Here is a 16,097-nt window from a genome sequence, read left to right on the forward strand (position 1 = left end):
AGACCGTTTGCGCCTGACCCCGTGACTAAACAAGAGGTTTGACCATGAACGCCATTGACCTGTTGAAAGCCGACCATGAACGCGTAAAAGGCATCCTGGCCCAGTTGAGCGAGTCCACCGAGCGTGGGGTGAAAAAACGCACCGAGTTGCTGGCCAAACTGGAAATGGAAATTTCGATCCATACCCGTCTGGAAGAGGAAGTCTTGTATCCGGCGTATAAAAAAGCCGGGGGCAAGGAGCAGGACATCATGTATTACGAAGCCAAGGAAGAACATCGCACCGTCGATACGCTGGTGCTTCCCGACCTGAAAACCACTGATCCCTCTACCCTCGAATTTGCCGGTCGAGTGAAAGTGGTCAAGGAGTTGCTGGAACATCACATTGAAGAAGAGGAAAAGGAAATGTTTCCTCAGGCCAAAAAACTGCTGGGCAAAACGACGCTCGACGAATTGGGTGCAGAAATGGAAACCCTGAAAGCCCGCTACAAAAAAGAGCTGGGGGCGCCCAATCTCGCTGCTTGATGGGGGGGAATAGCAAAGCCCGGCGAATGACTTACGAGAGTCTTGAGTCAGTGAGAAACCTGTGGCGAGGGAGCTTGCTCTCGCTTGAGTGCGTAGCGCTCACAAAAATCGGCAATGGCTGTCAGATTTTTGGGGCCGCTACGCAGCCCAACGCGAGCAAGCTCGCTCGCCACAAAGGTATACAGGATGGCGGCTGTCACTTCATCGCCAAAGCAATGACCTCCACCAGATTAAGTTGGGTAAAAGGCTTGGACAGGCGTGGAAGTCTGGCCGCGAAGCCTTCCAGGCGCTCCGCATAACCGGTGGCGAGGATGATCGGCAGGTGTGGTCTTATCACCCGAATAGCCTGCGCCAGTTGCGCGCCGCTCATCTTGGGCATGACCATGTCCGTAATGACCAGGTCAAAATCGTGCTCGCTGTCGAACAGTTCCAGTGCCTGTGCACCGGACGCTGCATTGATCACCCGATGGCCCAGGTCCTCAAGCAACAGGCTGGTACTGGTCAACACCAGACTATCGTCGTCCACAACCAACACACACAGACGAGGCACCCGCGACATGACGGACTCCTCAATAACGGGTTCGGTAGTCGAGCTGGTTAGCGCAACGGGTAACCAGAGCTCGGCAGTGGTGCCGACGTCCTTCTGGCTTTTCAGAATGAAGCGTCCCCCCAGTTGTTCAGTAAACCCGTGAACCATCGACAACCCCAAGCCAGTGCCTTTGCCGACGCCTTTTGTAGTGAAGAAGGGGTCCATTGCCGAGGTCAGGGTAGCGTTATCCATGCCCTCCCCCGTATCCGTGACACTCAGGCAGACATAACGACCTGACGGCAAGGACAGGATTGCCTGGTCGTCGACCTCTTGCACCTTGGCATCGATCACGAGTTTCCCACCGTCGGGCATGGCATCGCGGGCGTTGGTCGCCAGATTCAGCACCGCCAGTTCGAGCTGATTGACGTCGGCCATGACCGGTTCGAGTTCGGGCGCAAAGCGGGTTTCTATGTTCACTGCAGGCCCCAGAGAGCTGCGCAACAGCCCGGTAATTCCCTGTATCAGCGCTGGTATCTCGACGGATTCGGTCTTGAGTTCCTGACGCCTGGCAAACGCCAGCATGCGCTGGGTCAAGGAAACGCCACGTAAGGCGCCTTGAGTGGCGTTGTCGAGCAAACGGGTAATTCTCGGGTCATCTGCCGCACGTTTACGAACGATTTCCAGATTGCCGAGGATAACGGTCAGCAGATTATTGAAGTCGTGGGCAATCCCCCCGCTGAGCTGGCCGATAGCCTGCATTTTCTGCGCCTGAAACAACGCTTCGCGGGTTTTCTCAAGGACCTGTTGGGCTTGTGTCGCTTCAGTAATATCCCGAGTGATCTTGGCAAATCCCAGTAACGTGCCAGTGTCGCCCCTGATCGGGTCGACCACGACATGTGCCAGAAACCGCGTGCCATCCTTGCGCACGCGCCAGGCCTTGTTTTCGAATCGCCCCTCGCGAATCGCAATGTCCAGCGCCCGCTGCGGTTCACCGGCTTCGCGGTCTTCAGGGGTGTAAAACAGCGAAAAGTGTTGGCCGATGATTTCTTCAGGCCGGTAACCCTTGATTCGCTGAGCCCCCAGGTTCCAGTTGGTCACACGTCCATCCGGGGCGAGCATGTAGATGGCGTAGTCGGTGACGCTTTGCACCAGCAGCCGGAACTGCTGCTCGCTTTGTTTGAGGGTCTCTTCGGCCATTTTGCGGTCGGTCAGATCCCGGGTGATCTTGGCAAAACCCAGCAATTTGCCCGACGGACTGAGAATGGGATCGACGATGACGTGGGACCAGAAATGCGTGCCGTCCTTGCGAACCCGCCAGCCTTCGCCCTCAAAACGTCCTTCGCGAATGGCGGTATCAAGGGCGCGCTGCGGCAAACCGGCCTTGCGGTCCTCTTCGGTATAAAAACGCGAGAAATGCTGACCAAGAATCTCCGCTTCCTCATACCCCTTGAAACGCTTGGCGCCAGCGTTCCAACTGGTGATGATGCCATCGGGGTCGATCATGTAGATCGCGTAGTCGATCACAGCATCGATCAGCAGACGGAAGCGCATCTCCTCGATGGCATTGATCCTGGTCCGGTCATCGCTCATGGATCCCTGTCCTTATTGTTGTTCTTCTGGAGTATGCGACAAACCGCTCGCTTGGAAATTCAAAAAACCAATACGGTTGGTGGGGGCACTACTCAACAGGCTAAAAAAGCGCCGATTGCATCGACCACCAGCGCGGCAACAATTGCTTGACTTTGCTCTCGCCAAACCGGTCATCGATAAGCATCACCACCCCTTGATCCTGCTGAGTGCGGATCACCCGCCCCGCTGCTTGCACGACTTTCTGCACACCGGGAAACAGGTAGGTGTAGTCATACCCGGCGCCGAAAATCGCCGCCATGCGCCGTTTCATCTGCTCGTTGACCGGATTCAGTTGCGCTAGCCCCAGGGTGGCAATGAATGCACCAATCAAACGCGCGCCGGGCAGATCGATGCCTTCGCCGAATGCGCCACCCAGCACCGCAAACCCTACGCCCTGGCTATGGACGGTGAATTGATCGAGAAACGCCTGACGCGGCCCTTCCCCCATTCCCCGGGACTGCGACCATAGCGTGATGTGCGGATGCCGCTCGGCCAGCAACTGGGCCACTTGCTGCAAATAATCAAAGCTGCTGAAGAACGCCAGGTAGTTACCGGGGCGCTGGGTGAACTGTTTGGCGATCAGTTCGACGATGGGCTCAAGGGACGCCTGACGATGGACATAGCGGGTCGAAATCTGGCTGACGATGTGCACTTGCAATTGTTCGGCACTGAACGGCGATTCCACATCAATCCAGACTGTATTCGCCGGTGTTCCCAGCAAATCGGCGTAGTAATGCCGAGGGCTCAGGGTGGCGGAAAACAGCACGGCGCTACGCGCAGCTGTCAGGCGCGGGCGAATGAAAGCGGCCGGCACCACGTTGCGCAGGCACAGTTGCGACAGGTTGAGCTTGCGCTCGAGGTCACGTTTGCTGATGTCGAACAGGAAATGCTCATCGAACAGTTCAGCCACGCGGCCGAATTGCAGCATGTCGAAGTAAAAATTCTGCAACCCGCTGTCCAGGCCTTGAGGGTGATCATTCAGGTAGTCGCCGATGCTCGCGCAGCATAAGGACAGCGCCTGAAGCAGTTTTTCCGGGGCTTTGTCATAGGCCTGATAGGGGCTGAGTTGCTGATCATGCAAGGCGTTCCATTCGCGATTGACCCGTTGCAAGGATCTCTTCAGTGGCTCAGGCGCGGTTTTACGCACGCTGTTCAACGTCGCCTGATCGAGGCTGGCGCTGTACATCTGCCGGCCACGTTCTACAAGGTTGTGAGCCTCGTCCACCAGCACCGCCACTCTCCAGTTGTTGGCCTGGGCCAGCCCGAACAGCAGCGCACTGAAGTCGAAATAATAGTTGTAGTCGGCGACCACCACGTCCGCCCAGCGGGCCATTTCCTGGCTCAGGTAGTAGGGGCAAATGTCATGCTGCAGGGCAACCTCGCGCAAGGCGCTCTGGTTCAGCAGGCTCAATTGGCTGGCGGCCTGACGCGCGGCCGGCAAACGATCATAAAAACCCTGGGCCAACGGACAGGATTCGCCATGGCAGGCCTTGTCCGGGTGCTCGCAAGCCTTGTCCCGGGCGATCATCTCGAGGACTCGCAATGGCGGAGCATCGGCGCTGTCGAGGATGACCTGAGCGGCGTCCAGCGCCAATTTGCGCCCCGGGGTTTTCGCCGTGAGGAAAAACACCTTGTCCAGTTGTTGCGGCGCCAGGGCCTTGAGCATTGGGAACAGTGTGCCAACGGTCTTGCCGATACCGGTTGGCGCCTGGGCCATCAGGCAGCGACCGGTGCTGACAGCCTTGAACACCGACTCGGCCAGATGCCGTTGCCCGGGACGAAAATCGGCATGGGGAAATGCCAACCGTTGCGCTGCCAGATTGCGCCCTTCGCGATGGGCCATTTCCTGCTCGGCCCAGTGCAGGAACAACCCGCAATGGTGCTCGAAGAACAACTGCAATTCGGCGGCGCTGAAGGCCTCTACCAGACAGGTTTCCTTCTCGCTGACGATGTCGAAGTACACCAGCGCCAGATTAATCTGCTCCAACTGCAGTTTCTGGCACATCAACCCGCCATAGATCTTCGCCTGCGCCCAATGCAGTTGCCGATGGTTGGCCGGTTGCTTGCTCAGGTCGCCACGGTAGGTTTTGACTTCTTCGAGGCAGTTTTGCGCCGGATCGTAGCCATCCGCCCGGCCCTTCACCGTCAAGGTTCGATACTGGCCCTCAAGCGCGACTTCATTCTGATAACCCTCGCTGCGCCGTGACGCCACGGTGCGATGCCCGACGATGCCTTCCAGCGCAGTCGGTGACGGGGTGAAGCGCAGGTCGAGGTCACCGACCTTGGCGGTGAATTCACACAGCGCCCGCACCGCAATGCTGTAGCTCACGCGCCCTGCTCCGCCCATTGCACGTAGCAGACCGCGATCGGCATCTGGTGCTCGTGACAGAATTCCAGCCAGCGCAATTGATTGTCTTGCAACCGATCGCCGGGGCCTTTGACTTCGATCATCCGGTAGGTTTTGTCTTGCGGCCAAAACTGGATCAGGTCCGGCATGCCGGCGCGGTTGGCCTTGATGTCGAGCAGCAGTCGATTGAACCAGTGTTTGAGGTGCTCGGCGGGCAGACAATCGAGCGCCTGCTCCAGCAGTTCCTCGCTCAGCACGCCCCAGAATACGAACGGTGACTGCACGCCCCACTTGGCGCTGTAACGCTCGCGGACAGTGTGCACATAACGCCCGTCATCGAGTTCCGCGAGGCAGGCCTGAAACAGATCCGCGCGCCGCGCATGAAAGTCTTCGTTGAGCAGGTCCACCGGCCCGCGCTGGAACGGGTGAAAAAACGCCCCCGGTAACGGCGCGAAGATCGCCGGCCAGCACAGCAGCCCGAACAGCGAGTTGATCAGGCTGTTCTCGACGTAATGCACCGGCGCCGACTCCTCCGCCAGATGTGCTTGAACGTAAGACTCCACCGATAACGCCGGATCGTGCCTGGGCAGTTGCAGGTCCAGGCGTTGCATGGCCCGCGGAGTTGGGCGTTTGATCGGCGGCCCACCCAATTTGCGCCGCAGTCTGGGCAGCACACGCGATAGATGCTGATGCTCGGCGGCGCTTTCAGGGGCTTGCTCGGCGTGAGTGGCCAGGTCCATCGCCAGTTGATATTCAGCACAACGTTCCAACACCCGAATCAACCGTAGACGCGCGCCGGGGTAGGCGCATTCACGGTAGAGGCTCAGGGCGGTGGAAAAATCCGCGATGCGCTCGCAATGCTGACCGATCTGGAACAGCAGCTTGCCCCGACGTTTTTGCAGCCAGGGATTGTCGAGTTCCAGTCCGTTGATCTGCTCGACAATCGTCGCCACGTCTTCACCGGCCTCGAAACGCTGCTGACAGCTGTATAGAAACAGACAGGCATCGACGTCCTCGCGACTGCGCAAGCCTCGGGACTCGGCGCAGAACTCGACTTTTTCATAGGTAAAGATGCCCAGGTCGGCCAGCACGAACTCCGACCAGTCCTGGTAAAGATTGCCGAAGAACATCAGCCGCAACCGGTCGCACAGGCCCATGACGGTCAGGCTGAACAACCGGTCATTCAGTGCCGGACACCATTGGGCAAAACTTTGTGCTTCGGGAAACTGCTCGCTCAGGGTCGGCAGCCAATCGGTCTTTTTGCCCTTGGGCTGATCGATGGCGCTGCCAAAGCACTGGAGAATCTCGGCCTTGAGCAACACCTCGAACAAGTCCTCGATGTGCAACGGTGACTGCTCATCGATCCAGCCCGATGCCAGCAATGGCGTCGCAGCGTTGTCGATGTCGCCGATCTCGGCGTAACTCAATTTGCCGGCCCTGAAATGCACGCCCTTGCGCATCACCAGCCTGACCAGCAAGGCTTGGGACTCGCGGGGCAGTCGATTGAAGTCGCGGATGAAATCCTGCTCCTCGACGCTCAATACATCGGCATAACGATGTTCAAGCCAATCAAGCACTTGCATGAACTTGTTCAAGTAATAGAACGGATCATCGAGAGGATTTACAATCACGGGCAAAAGGGCCATGGCAACCGAGTACTGGTTATGCGTACAGATACCAGCTATGCCCCACCCGGTGCAAACGGAAAAGGATAAGTGGCGACGCTATCCGGCATTTTTCGGGTGACCATCGAACTTTCTGCCATTCCATCGCACCAACCGCGTTAGAGGCACAGCGACGATTGACCTCAAGCGAGGCGTTCGCGCTGTTTTTATTGAGTGATGAGAGGTGTGTATGAATATCAAGAGTCTGGGTTTGCCCTTGGTGGTAGCGGCCTTTTTGGCCCTGGCCGGTTGCTCGACGCCAACGGTCGTGACCCTGCAGAACGGCACCCAGTATTTGACCAAGGACATGCCGAACACCAAGACCAAGGACGGCTTCTTCGAATTCGAAGATATTTCCGGGGCGAAAGTGAAGGTCCGCGCCGATGACGTGACCACGATTCGCAAGGAAGACTGATCCCTGAACGGGTTGCCCGCAAGCCGGTAAGTTAAAACGCAGAACCTGTGGGAGCGGGCTTGCTCGCGAAGACGGCGGCACAGTCAAATTTGATGTTGCCTGACACACCGCTTTCGCGAGCAAGCCCGCATTGGATCTGTGGCGTTCGAACAGCAAATAGGAATCAGAGATACTTGAGAATCGCGATGTCGCGACGGCGCTGTTTGAGATTGGCGAACCAGCGCGTCGGGAAGAACAGCAACACCCCGAGGATCACGCTCCACAGCCAGACCATGGGCAGGTTGTCGAAGCCGTAATAAGTGCCTTGATTGACGCCCCAGATCGCGACAGCCACCAGGTACATGGCCTTGAGCACGTACAGGTGCAACAAATAGAAAAACATCGGCGCACCGCCGTAGATCGCCAGGGTCGCAGTGGACCACCGGTCCTGAGCTTTCTCGAACAACGCCAAAAGAATCAACCCCAGACCAAGCGTCGGCATCAGGAACATCAACGATGGCGGGTACTTCTTCGCGCTCATGAAACTCATGAAGGTGCGCAGCGACTCACCGGTTTGCACCCAAGGCTTCTCGCCATAAACATTCAAGTAGCGGATGAACACGAAGGCCACCAGCAGGCCGCAGCCGACTTTCAGCAACCGCGAAATCCGCTCCGCCGATTCCATGTCCTTGCCGAACCATGGCCCGATGGCCCAGCCCAACAGAATCACCCCGATCCACGGCAACACCGGATATGTCGTGCGAGCCCGGGTGAACTCGGTGATATCGATGAACACCCGCTGATGCAGGATTGACCACGGCACAAAGAACGGCGACTCCGGCCCCACGGTCACGCCATCGAGCAGGTTGTGCCCGGCGACAATCGCTACCCCGAGCACGATCAACCAACCGCGCTTGAAGTGCAGCAACCCGGCGAGCACGATCATGCAGATGCCGATGCACCAGATCACTTGCAGCCACAACGTCTTGGGCGGGAACTCGGCGTTCCAGGCGAAGCACACGAACGTGAGCTCCAGAAACACCAGAAACAGCCCGCGTTTTAGCAGGAACACCGACGTCTCGCTGGCCGTGTGTTTCTGGCTGTAGAGCCAGGCCGACAAACCGGTGAGGAAGATGAACACCGGGGCGCAGATTGTGCTCAGCAGTCGGGTGAAGAACAGGTCCGGGGTAACGCTCAAGGCGTCGATCGGGTCGGTCACCTGACGGTGCAGCAAAAAGGTTTCCCGCACATGGTCGACGAGCATGCAGAGCATGACGAAGCCGCGCAAGGCATCGATGGCGAGCATCCGGGTGGTGGTTTTTGCAGCGCTGGAGGCAAGCGCAGAAGAAACACTTCCCGCCTGCCCCACGCTTGTGGATAGGGTCATATCAGTCACTCATGTCGTGGTCAGTGGGCTCAGCCCTGTTTCTTAGCTTGGCAACGCCCGTTGCGGTCATTGCTCAGTGAATCCCTGGAATATTGTTATCGCAGGAGAAGGACTGCCCTCCTTGCCGGATCAGTCGTTCCTGCATCCGCTGACAACGCTCCCGTTCCTGCTGCATCGAACGATCAATGCTGATATTGCCGGTATTCTCCGGTTGTTTGCCGTCGCCCAGGCGCACTGTCACCCAAGGCTGTTCCGGCTGGACCTGAAAGCGGCTTTTTTCTTCGATGGGTTTGGCGGGTTTGGTGGTTTCGATCGCGGCCGGTTTCGGCAGTTGATCGGAGGTGACCCCGTAACGGGTCAGAATCGAGCTTTGAGGCAGCTCTGCGGCGGCGGTTGCCGATAACAAGGCCAGCGCCAAACCGAAGGTGAACCTCTTGCTGTTACTCACGTTGCAAAATCTCCTGTACTCAATGGCGGCATGCAGCACCTGCGTTATAGTATAACGTGTATGTGGGCTGATGGTTTAGTGCCAGATTCCTGTTGGTGCAGGTATTGGAGTTCGAGAGTGACCGGTGGGTCACCGATCTACCGCGTTATCGTTCATCGCGGGCAAGCCCGCTCCCACAGGGATATGATGCGGACACAGATTTTGTGAACATCACCAACCATTGTGGGAGCGGGCTTGCCCGCGATAGGGCCCTGACAGGCGCCCCGCTAAACTCAGGCGATCACAATCCCGCTACCAGACAAACTGTCCAGCCCGACACCCACCAGGGTTACCGAATCACTGCCGAACGTCAGCAGCGTATCCTGCCCCACCGCCGTGGCATGGGCCCGGTATTCGTCGTTCGGCGCAACGCCTTGAACCCCGAGGAACACCAGTTTGTCGTTGGCTTGATAACCCACCACCCGGTCCTGGCCAAACGCGCCGCTGAACAGGAACGTATCGACCCCGCCGCCCGACTCCATCAGGTCATTACCCGCCCCGCCGACAAACACGTCGTTGCCGGTGCTGCCAATCAAATGGTCGTTGCCATCGAAGCCAAACATCCAGTCGCCGGTTGTGTGCGCATTGAGAGTGTCAGCGCCGGTCGTGCCCTTCACGCTTGAGGCGTACTGGGTCAGGTTGCCGCCGGCCGCAAGGCCATTGGCGGTGACGCTGTGGGTCACGTCATCCTTGAACACACCCCAGAGAAAACCCGGTTCCTTGGTAACGATACTGCCGATGTCGCGGGTGATGCTGATGCCGCCATTGGCGTCGCGCACGTACAGGTTGCCGGCTCCGTCATTGGCGAAGACGAAGTTCTTCACCGACTGCTGCAGGTCCAGCGCATTGCTGCCCTTGCCGCCCAACAGGATGTTGTAGCCGCCGCCATCGCGGAAGGTGTCGTTGCCGTCGCGGCCTTCCAGGTAGTCGTTGCCCTTACCGCCCTGAATCAGGTCATTGCCGTCGCTGCCGATGATGAAGGTGCTGCCTTTATGGGTTTCAGCATTGCGGTTCAAGTCTTGGACCCAGGTGTTGCTGCGCGCCGGGTCCGAGAGGTTGGCGACGATGATGGTCGAATCTTTGCTGGTCAAGTCGTAGAACTGCGACTCCAGCACCCGGGTCATGCCGTCGCCGTAACCGGTGGGCAAGTGCGAGATCCAGGTGGGGATGTTGAGGATGGAATACGGCAGCACATTCCACGCCGTCGAGGCGTAGTGGTCGTTGAAGCTGACGATGTTATCGGTCGTCGAATCCTTGGCGGCATCGTGCACGCCCACCGAGGACAGGTTGAACGAGGAGCCATCGAGGGCGCGGAATACCGGGTCGTTTTCATAGCCGATGTTCAGCACTTTGTCGCTGCTGCTTTGGGTCGGCGAGGCGTAGGCAATGTAGTTGGAATCCTGGTAGAACCCGGACCATTTTTCGCTGCTCAAGTCCGCCAGGCTATTGACCGCTAACCCGCCGAGGCTGTGACCGCTGACCAGCACATCCTTGCCCGACAACCCATTGGCCTGGGCAAACGCTGCAACGTCACCGAGCAAATTACCGAAAGCCTCGCCCACATAGTTTTTCGCATAATCCTTGGGACCCAACGCCGCCAGCAAATCGTTGATCACGTCACCGATGGAGTCGCCGATCTGGATTTCTCGCGGGCCGCTGGTGCCGCGAAAAGCGATGCCGATTTCGGTGAGATGGCCCTGGGTGTCGTACTTGCCGAGGATCTCCACTTGGGCGCTGGTGTAACCGGCCTTCTCGCCGAAGAAGGTTCCACGAGCGTCGGTCTTGCCGTCATAGCCCAGTTGCGCGGCGGTGATTGGCGTCCAGCCGGCTTTTTGCACGGCGTCGAGAGCAGCCTTTTCCGAATCGGGGTTCCAGGGAATGCCGGGAATGACGCCTTGGGAATCGGTGCCGCCAATCAGTGCGGTGACCAGGGTTGCCGGCAAGCCCAGGCCGAAGCCGTTTTGCTGGTAACCGGTGGCGAAACCGTTGTCGAGGTTGTGATAGGAATACAGCGTGATCGCCATAGCGTCGCTGAACAACGCCTTGGAGTCTGCTGTACCGAAGTTTTTGTAGTCATACACACCCATTGGTATTGCCTCTCTCTCTTTGTTGGAATTGTCAGAGATAGCTCACAGCCAGGACGCCTCAATCACGAGGCGCCCCGGAGCCTCTAGTGCATGCAGCTTTTACGCAAACGTAATTCCCGAAGCCGAAAGATTATCCAGACCTACGCCCACCAGCGTTACGGCGTAATCGCCAATCTTGAGCACAGTGTCGTTGCCGGCCTGGGTCGCGTGCTGGGTGTAGTCATAACCCTGCCCCGCGCCCTGGACACCCATGAACACCAGTTTGTCGCTGCCCTGGTAGCCATTGATCGCATCGAAGCCGAAGGCGCCGCTGAACAGGAACGTGTTGTTGCCACCTCCCGAGGCATGCATCACGTCATTGCCCGCGCCACCGACGAAGGTCACGTGGCTTTTGTCGCTGCGCAGCAGGTCGTCACCGGCGTTGCCGAACAGCCAGTCACCGTCGACGCTGGCCACCAGCGTGTTGCCGTAGGCATCGCCATTGAGCGAATGGTTGTAATGGGTCAGTTCCGTGCCATTGAGCAAGCCACTGACGGTGACGTTGTAGGTGATGTCCTTGCTGCCCCACCACGAACCCGATTCCTTGCTCACCAGCGCGCCGATGTCGCGGGTCATGCTGATGCCGCCGTAGGCATCGCGCACGTACAGCGTGCCGTCGCCATCGTTGGCAAAGTTGAAGTTTTGCAACGGTTTCTGCAGCTCGAAGGTGTTGCTGCCCTTGCCTCCCAGCAGCAGGTTGTAGCCACCGTCATCGCGGAACCGGTCGTTACCGTCACGGCCTTCGATGAAGTCATTGCCCGCGCCGCCCTTGAGCAAGTCATTGCTGTCAGTGCCGATGATGAACGTGCTGCCGGTATGCGGCTCGCCGCTACGGCCCAGGTCTTCGACCCAGGTGGTGCCTCGGGACGATTCCGACAGGTTGGACACGATCAGCGTCGAGTCCTTGTCGGTGAGGTCGTAGAAGCGCGAGTCGATCACCCGGTTCAAGCCATCGGCATAGCCCAACGAACCGTGGGCGGACCAGTTCAGCGGGTTGAGGATGCTGAACGGCACCAGATTCTGCGCGGTGGAGGCGTATTGTTCATTGAAGTTGACGATGTTGTTGGTCGCCGAATCCTGATGACCGTCGTGCTTGCCCAGCGAGCCACTGCTGAAGGTGGTGCCGTCGAGCACGCGAAACACTGGGTCATTCTCATAGCCGATGTTCAGCACGTTGTTGCCGGTAGCGCTTTGAGCCGGCGAGGCGAAGGCAATGTAGTTGGCGTCTTTGAAGAAACCGCCCCAATTATTGCCGCTCAACTCCGCCAGGCTGTTGACCCCCAACCCGCCGAGGCTATGCCCGCTGACCAGCACGTCCTTGGCACTCAGTCCGTGGGCGACGGAAAACGCGGCGACGCTTTTCAGCAAAGTATCGAAGGCGTTTTTCGCGTAGTTCGTCGCGTAATCCACCGGACCGACCGCGGCCAGCAGGTTGTTTTTCATGTCGCCGAAAGTGTCGCTGTAGCCCAGGCCGCCGGTGCCACGGAAGGCGATACCGATGCCGATCAGCTTCCCTGCCCCGTCGTATTTACCGAGCACCTCGGCTTCGGCGCTGGTGAAGCCGTCCTTCTCGCCATAGAAGGTGCCTTGGGCCCCGACCTTGCCCTGATAGCCCAACGCTGTGGCGCCAATCGGCGCCCAAGCGGTCGCCGGCAGTGGCTGGCCGGTCGGCGTGTACGCGTAGAGCGTCAGCGCGATCGCGTCGGAGTACAGCGCCTTGCCAGCCTCACTGCCGGCATTTTTGTAATCAAACAGTCCCATGTTCTTGCTTCCTTAGCGTCAAATCAGAACTGCCAGTCCAGGGTCAGGCCCACACCGTGGTCTTTTTCCCGGGAGCCAAGCAGCCCGTTGTAATCCAGGTTCAAACGGGTATCGCGGCCCAGCGCCAATCCGGCACGGACACCGACCACCGCGGCATCGCGGTCCATGGACACGCTTTGCACGCTGAACGCGGTGTTGCCGTTGACGAAGGCCAAATGGTCTTCGGAACGGGTGTTGCTCAGGTTGTGCTGCCAGCCGAGCGTGCCGGACAGTTCCAGCTGTTGCTGGTCAGACAACGCAATGGCTTTGCTCGCCCGCAGGCCAAGGGTCGAAAGCACCACGTCGCGGTTGTTCTCACCCCCCTTGAGCGCGGCGGCATCACCTTTTTCGCTGAAGCTTTCAGTGTTCAAGTGCACATAAGCCAGATTGGCGAACGGCTCCAGAGCGATCGGTTGCAGGTCCAGGCGATACGCCGCTTCGGTGAACAGTTGCGCGGAGGTCGCATCGCGTTTGGATTTCTGCTTGCCGCTGACGCCGTTAAATTGCAGGTCACGTTTGACGTCGATGCGATGCCAGCTGTAAGCGCCACCAACGCTAAGGCGCAACGCGTCGATTTCATGGCCCAGGTAGGCACCCAAGTGGTAGCTGTCGACCGAGGCCGACGAATGCGTGCCATCGCCCATGCTCAACGAGCTGTCGCTATAACCGGTGACGAAACCCAGTCGGGTATCTTCAGTGATCAAGCCATCGACACCGGCCAGCAGCCCGCCGATGGAGCTGTTGGAACTGGCGTTGTCATGCCCGCCATCGCTCTTGCCCCAGGCGCCGAGCACTTTGAGCCAGGCGTTGCTGCGGTCATCGGTGGGTGCCCCGGCGTCGAACAAATCATGTTCACGCAAACGCTCGCCGACTGCATCGCGCAGGTAGCGGCTGTCGTTGATCAACAGCGTGCCGACTGCCGGATGAATCTCACCGGAGAGTTGCTGGAACGCTTGTTGCGCGACAGCGGCGGTCGGCGACAGCAGCAGGGTTTCGTAGAGTGGATTGCCTGCGCCCAATTGCTCGGCGGCAGCGGCCACGGCGCGTTGGTTCGGGGTTTGGCCCACGCTGGTGAAGGACGTCGCGTTGCGCTCGACGGCGAGTTGAATGCCGCTAGCCGAGTAGTCGAGGGTGCCGCCGAGAAACAGGTAGTCCGGCACCACCGCACCGAAGCGCCCTTCTATCCCACCGGCCGCTTGCAGGATGTTGTACTGATTGCCGAGCAGGGATTTCGCTTCGCTGGTGGTCAGCAATGTCGGGCTGTATTCCAGAGACAGACTGACCGTTGCGCCTTCGATGATCGCCTTGCCACCGGCGATGATCTGGTCGCTGCTGCTGGGCGACAGTTCTACGGCATAGGTCGAGCCAGGCTCGAAGGTTACGTCGCCCGCCACCTGCAAGGTGCCGATGGAATTGCCGGGCGCCACGGTACCGCCGCTTTTCGCGGTCAGCGCCGCGATGCTGCCGTTACCGCCGAGGACCCCGCTGTTATTGACGGTGACGGCCGACCGCAGCGAACCATTGATCGCCAATCGGCCCTGATTGACCAAAGTCGGGCCGGCGTAGGTGTTGGCGCCGGTCAGCACCAGTGTGCCGACGCCCTGCTTGGTCAGGCCGCCATGGCCGGAAATGTCGTTGCGCCAGACGTCGAGCCCGCAGTGCACGTCATTGCACACACGCTCGGTGGGTTTGCCGGCATCGATGATCGCGCCGATACCCGGCAAGTCCGCGACAAACTGGCTGGAGCCGTAGGCGCCTTCGATGCGAAATTCCTCGGGAATGTCCTGCTCGGTCACGAACATCGCCGGGCCATCGATGCCATTGCGCAGGTTGATCATGCCCCAGCCGTACAGCGAGTCGACGCCAGGTGCGCCGAGGTCGGTGGCGGTGGTGCGCAGCACACTGGCGACTTGCGCGCCGGTCATGTACGGGAAGCGTTCCATCAACACCGCCACTGAGCCTGCAACGTGCGGCGCCGCCATCGAGGTGCCGTTGTAATTGGCGTAGCCGGTGGTCAGGTCATCGGCATTGGTGCCGCTGATAATCGAACTGTAGATCCGGCTGCCCGGTGCCGACACGCAGAAACTCGCGGTGTAGCCGCAGCGCGACGAGAAGGTACTGATGTTGTAAGGGTCGGGGCTGCTGGGGTCCGGATTCCTCTGCAACGCGGCGACGGTTATCCAGTTCGGCGCGATCTCCGGGACGAAGTAACCGAGGCCGGCGATGGCGTCCGGGTTGTTGAGGTTGTAGTCGTTGCCGGCGGCGAAGATCGTCACGATGCCACTGCGGGCCGCCGCGATGGCGCCGTCGTAGGCACCACCGGGTTTGGTCCCAAGCAAGGTCTGGATCTCGTTGAACTGCAATTGCGCGTCCTGCACGGTGAAGTGCGGGTACGCCGGGTCCCGACCACCCAGGTCGAAGCGGTCGGTGATGCCGATGCCCCAGCTGTTGTTGATGATCCGCGCGCCGCTGGCGATCAGGGCATCCCAACCGGCCTTGTACACCGCACCGTCGTTGCCGCGAATGATCCCGTCTTCCGGGCCAGGGTCGCCGTTGTCGGCGCTGATGATTTGCGCGCCAAACGCGACGCCGTGCATCGGCCCGCCGTCGCGACTGCCCGCGGCAATCCCGCCAACGTGAGTGCCGTGGGCACCGAGTTTGCCGTTAGAGCCTACCGAGGGCGAACCGTCATAGAGAAAGGCATCCCCGACTTTGACTGGAATGTACGGGTCGGTGTATTCGCGGATGCCGCTGGTGACCAGCGTGATCACTTTGTTGGTACCGGAAAACTCCGGGTGCAAGGCGTAAACCGGTTGATCGAAAATCCCCAGTTTCACCCCTTTGCCGGTGTAACCGGCGGCATAGGCCTCCTGAGCGTTGATCGCCCCCAGGCCCCAGTCAGCGTTGAACTCTGTGCTGCGCCAGCTATCGGGATTGCCTGTCCTGCCGTTTTCCACGTAGGGCGCCGCGTGTGCGGTGCCCAAGGTGGCCAATGCGCAGAGCAAAGCGCGATTGAGGTTTTTTAAACTAGTAAACGTGCTGCCCGACCGAGCAGGCGAATTGTTGTTTTCAGCTCTCATCCAGCGACCATCCTTAGTTATGTTGCCAAAATCCTTGTGCCTCAAGGCCTGCCCAATCCTGCCAGTCAAGGCGCGAAACCTGTGGGAGCGGGCTTGCCTGCGAAGGCGGTGTGCCAGGCAACATCAATGTCGA

10 protein-coding genes are annotated in these 16,097 nt (G+C 59.3%); 2 read left to right on the top strand and 8 right to left on the bottom strand.

What is annotated here, in order from left to right:
• Positions 1-44: 44 nt before the first annotated feature.
• Positions 45-521: a hemerythrin domain-containing protein gene (locus tag AB3226_RS29525; RefSeq protein WP_367375677.1), complete on the top strand. Its 477-nt coding sequence runs from the start codon at positions 45-47 to the stop codon at positions 519-521.
• A 196-nt stretch (positions 522-717) separates the two neighbouring features.
• Here AB3226_RS29525 and AB3226_RS29530 read toward each other — a convergent pair whose 3' ends face one another.
• The 3 genes from AB3226_RS29530 to AB3226_RS29540 form a co-directional block, all read right to left on the bottom strand.
• Positions 718-2,640, bottom strand: a complete 1,923-nt coding sequence (locus AB3226_RS29530; RefSeq protein ID WP_367375678.1) for a PAS domain S-box protein — start codon at positions 2,638-2,640, stop codon at positions 718-720.
• Between the two features lie 100 nt (positions 2,641-2,740).
• Complete coding sequence (locus tag AB3226_RS29535; protein ID WP_367375679.1) at positions 2,741-5,008, bottom strand: helicase C-terminal domain-containing protein; 2,268 nt, start codon at positions 5,006-5,008, stop codon at positions 2,741-2,743.
• Entirely contained in the window at positions 5,005-6,672 is a 1,668-nt protein-coding gene (locus AB3226_RS29540; RefSeq protein WP_367375680.1) for a VRR-NUC domain-containing protein, read from the bottom strand. The genes AB3226_RS29535 and AB3226_RS29540 overlap by 4 nt, the downstream gene beginning before the upstream one ends.
• Positions 6,673-6,880: 208 nt before the next feature.
• Between AB3226_RS29540 and AB3226_RS29545 the strand changes: the two genes are divergently transcribed.
• Complete coding sequence (locus AB3226_RS29545; RefSeq protein ID WP_367375681.1) at positions 6,881-7,105, top strand: YgdI/YgdR family lipoprotein; 225 nt, start codon at positions 6,881-6,883, stop codon at positions 7,103-7,105.
• A 163-nt stretch (positions 7,106-7,268) separates the two neighbouring features.
• On the opposite strand, the gene AB3226_RS29550 is transcribed toward AB3226_RS29545, so the two are convergent.
• From AB3226_RS29550 to AB3226_RS29570, 5 genes are all read right to left on the bottom strand, one after another.
• Positions 7,269-8,471, bottom strand: a complete 1,203-nt coding sequence (locus AB3226_RS29550; protein ID WP_367375682.1) for a DUF1624 domain-containing protein — start codon at positions 8,469-8,471, stop codon at positions 7,269-7,271.
• Positions 8,472-8,544: 73 nt separating this feature from the next.
• Positions 8,545-8,919 (bottom strand): hypothetical protein, encoded by a 375-nt coding sequence (locus tag AB3226_RS29555; RefSeq protein ID WP_367375683.1) that lies wholly within the window; start codon positions 8,917-8,919, stop codon positions 8,545-8,547.
• Positions 8,920-9,191: 272 nt separating this feature from the next.
• The gene (locus tag AB3226_RS29560; protein WP_367375684.1) at positions 9,192-11,045 is read right to left on the bottom strand and encodes a polyurethanase; all 1,854 of its coding nucleotides are present in this window, start codon (positions 11,043-11,045) and stop codon (positions 9,192-9,194) included.
• A 99-nt stretch (positions 11,046-11,144) separates the two neighbouring features.
• Complete coding sequence (locus tag AB3226_RS29565; RefSeq protein ID WP_367375685.1) at positions 11,145-12,845, bottom strand: polyurethanase; 1,701 nt, start codon at positions 12,843-12,845, stop codon at positions 11,145-11,147.
• Positions 12,846-12,868: 23 nt separating this feature from the next.
• Positions 12,869-15,964: an autotransporter domain-containing protein gene (locus tag AB3226_RS29570; protein WP_367375686.1), complete on the bottom strand. Its 3,096-nt coding sequence runs from the start codon at positions 15,962-15,964 to the stop codon at positions 12,869-12,871.
• Positions 15,965-16,097: the final 133 nt, after the last annotated feature.

Source organism: Pseudomonas lini (genome assembly GCF_964063345.1).
GTDB classification, from domain to species: domain Bacteria; phylum Pseudomonadota; class Gammaproteobacteria; order Pseudomonadales; family Pseudomonadaceae; genus Aquipseudomonas; species Aquipseudomonas lini_B.

Coding starts and splice junctions, on each gene's coding strand:
- AB3226_RS29530 (WP_367375678.1), bottom strand. CDS start 2,640: ATGAGCGATGACCGGACCAGGATCAATGCCATCGAGGAGATGCGCTTC.
- AB3226_RS29560 (WP_367375684.1), bottom strand. CDS start 11,045: ATGGGTGTGTATGACTACAAAAACTTCGGTACAGCAGACTCCAAGGCG.
- AB3226_RS29565 (WP_367375685.1), bottom strand. CDS start 12,845: ATGGGACTGTTTGATTACAAAAATGCCGGCAGTGAGGCTGGCAAGGCG.
- AB3226_RS29525 (WP_367375677.1), top strand. CDS start 45: ATGAACGCCATTGACCTGTTGAAAGCCGACCATGAACGCGTAAAAGGC.
- AB3226_RS29545 (WP_367375681.1), top strand. CDS start 6,881: ATGAATATCAAGAGTCTGGGTTTGCCCTTGGTGGTAGCGGCCTTTTTG.
- AB3226_RS29550 (WP_367375682.1), bottom strand. CDS start 8,471: ATGACCCTATCCACAAGCGTGGGGCAGGCGGGAAGTGTTTCTTCTGCG.
- AB3226_RS29540 (WP_367375680.1), bottom strand. CDS start 6,672: ATGGCCCTTTTGCCCGTGATTGTAAATCCTCTCGATGATCCGTTCTAT.
- AB3226_RS29570 (WP_367375686.1), bottom strand. CDS start 15,964: ATGAGAGCTGAAAACAACAATTCGCCTGCTCGGTCGGGCAGCACGTTT.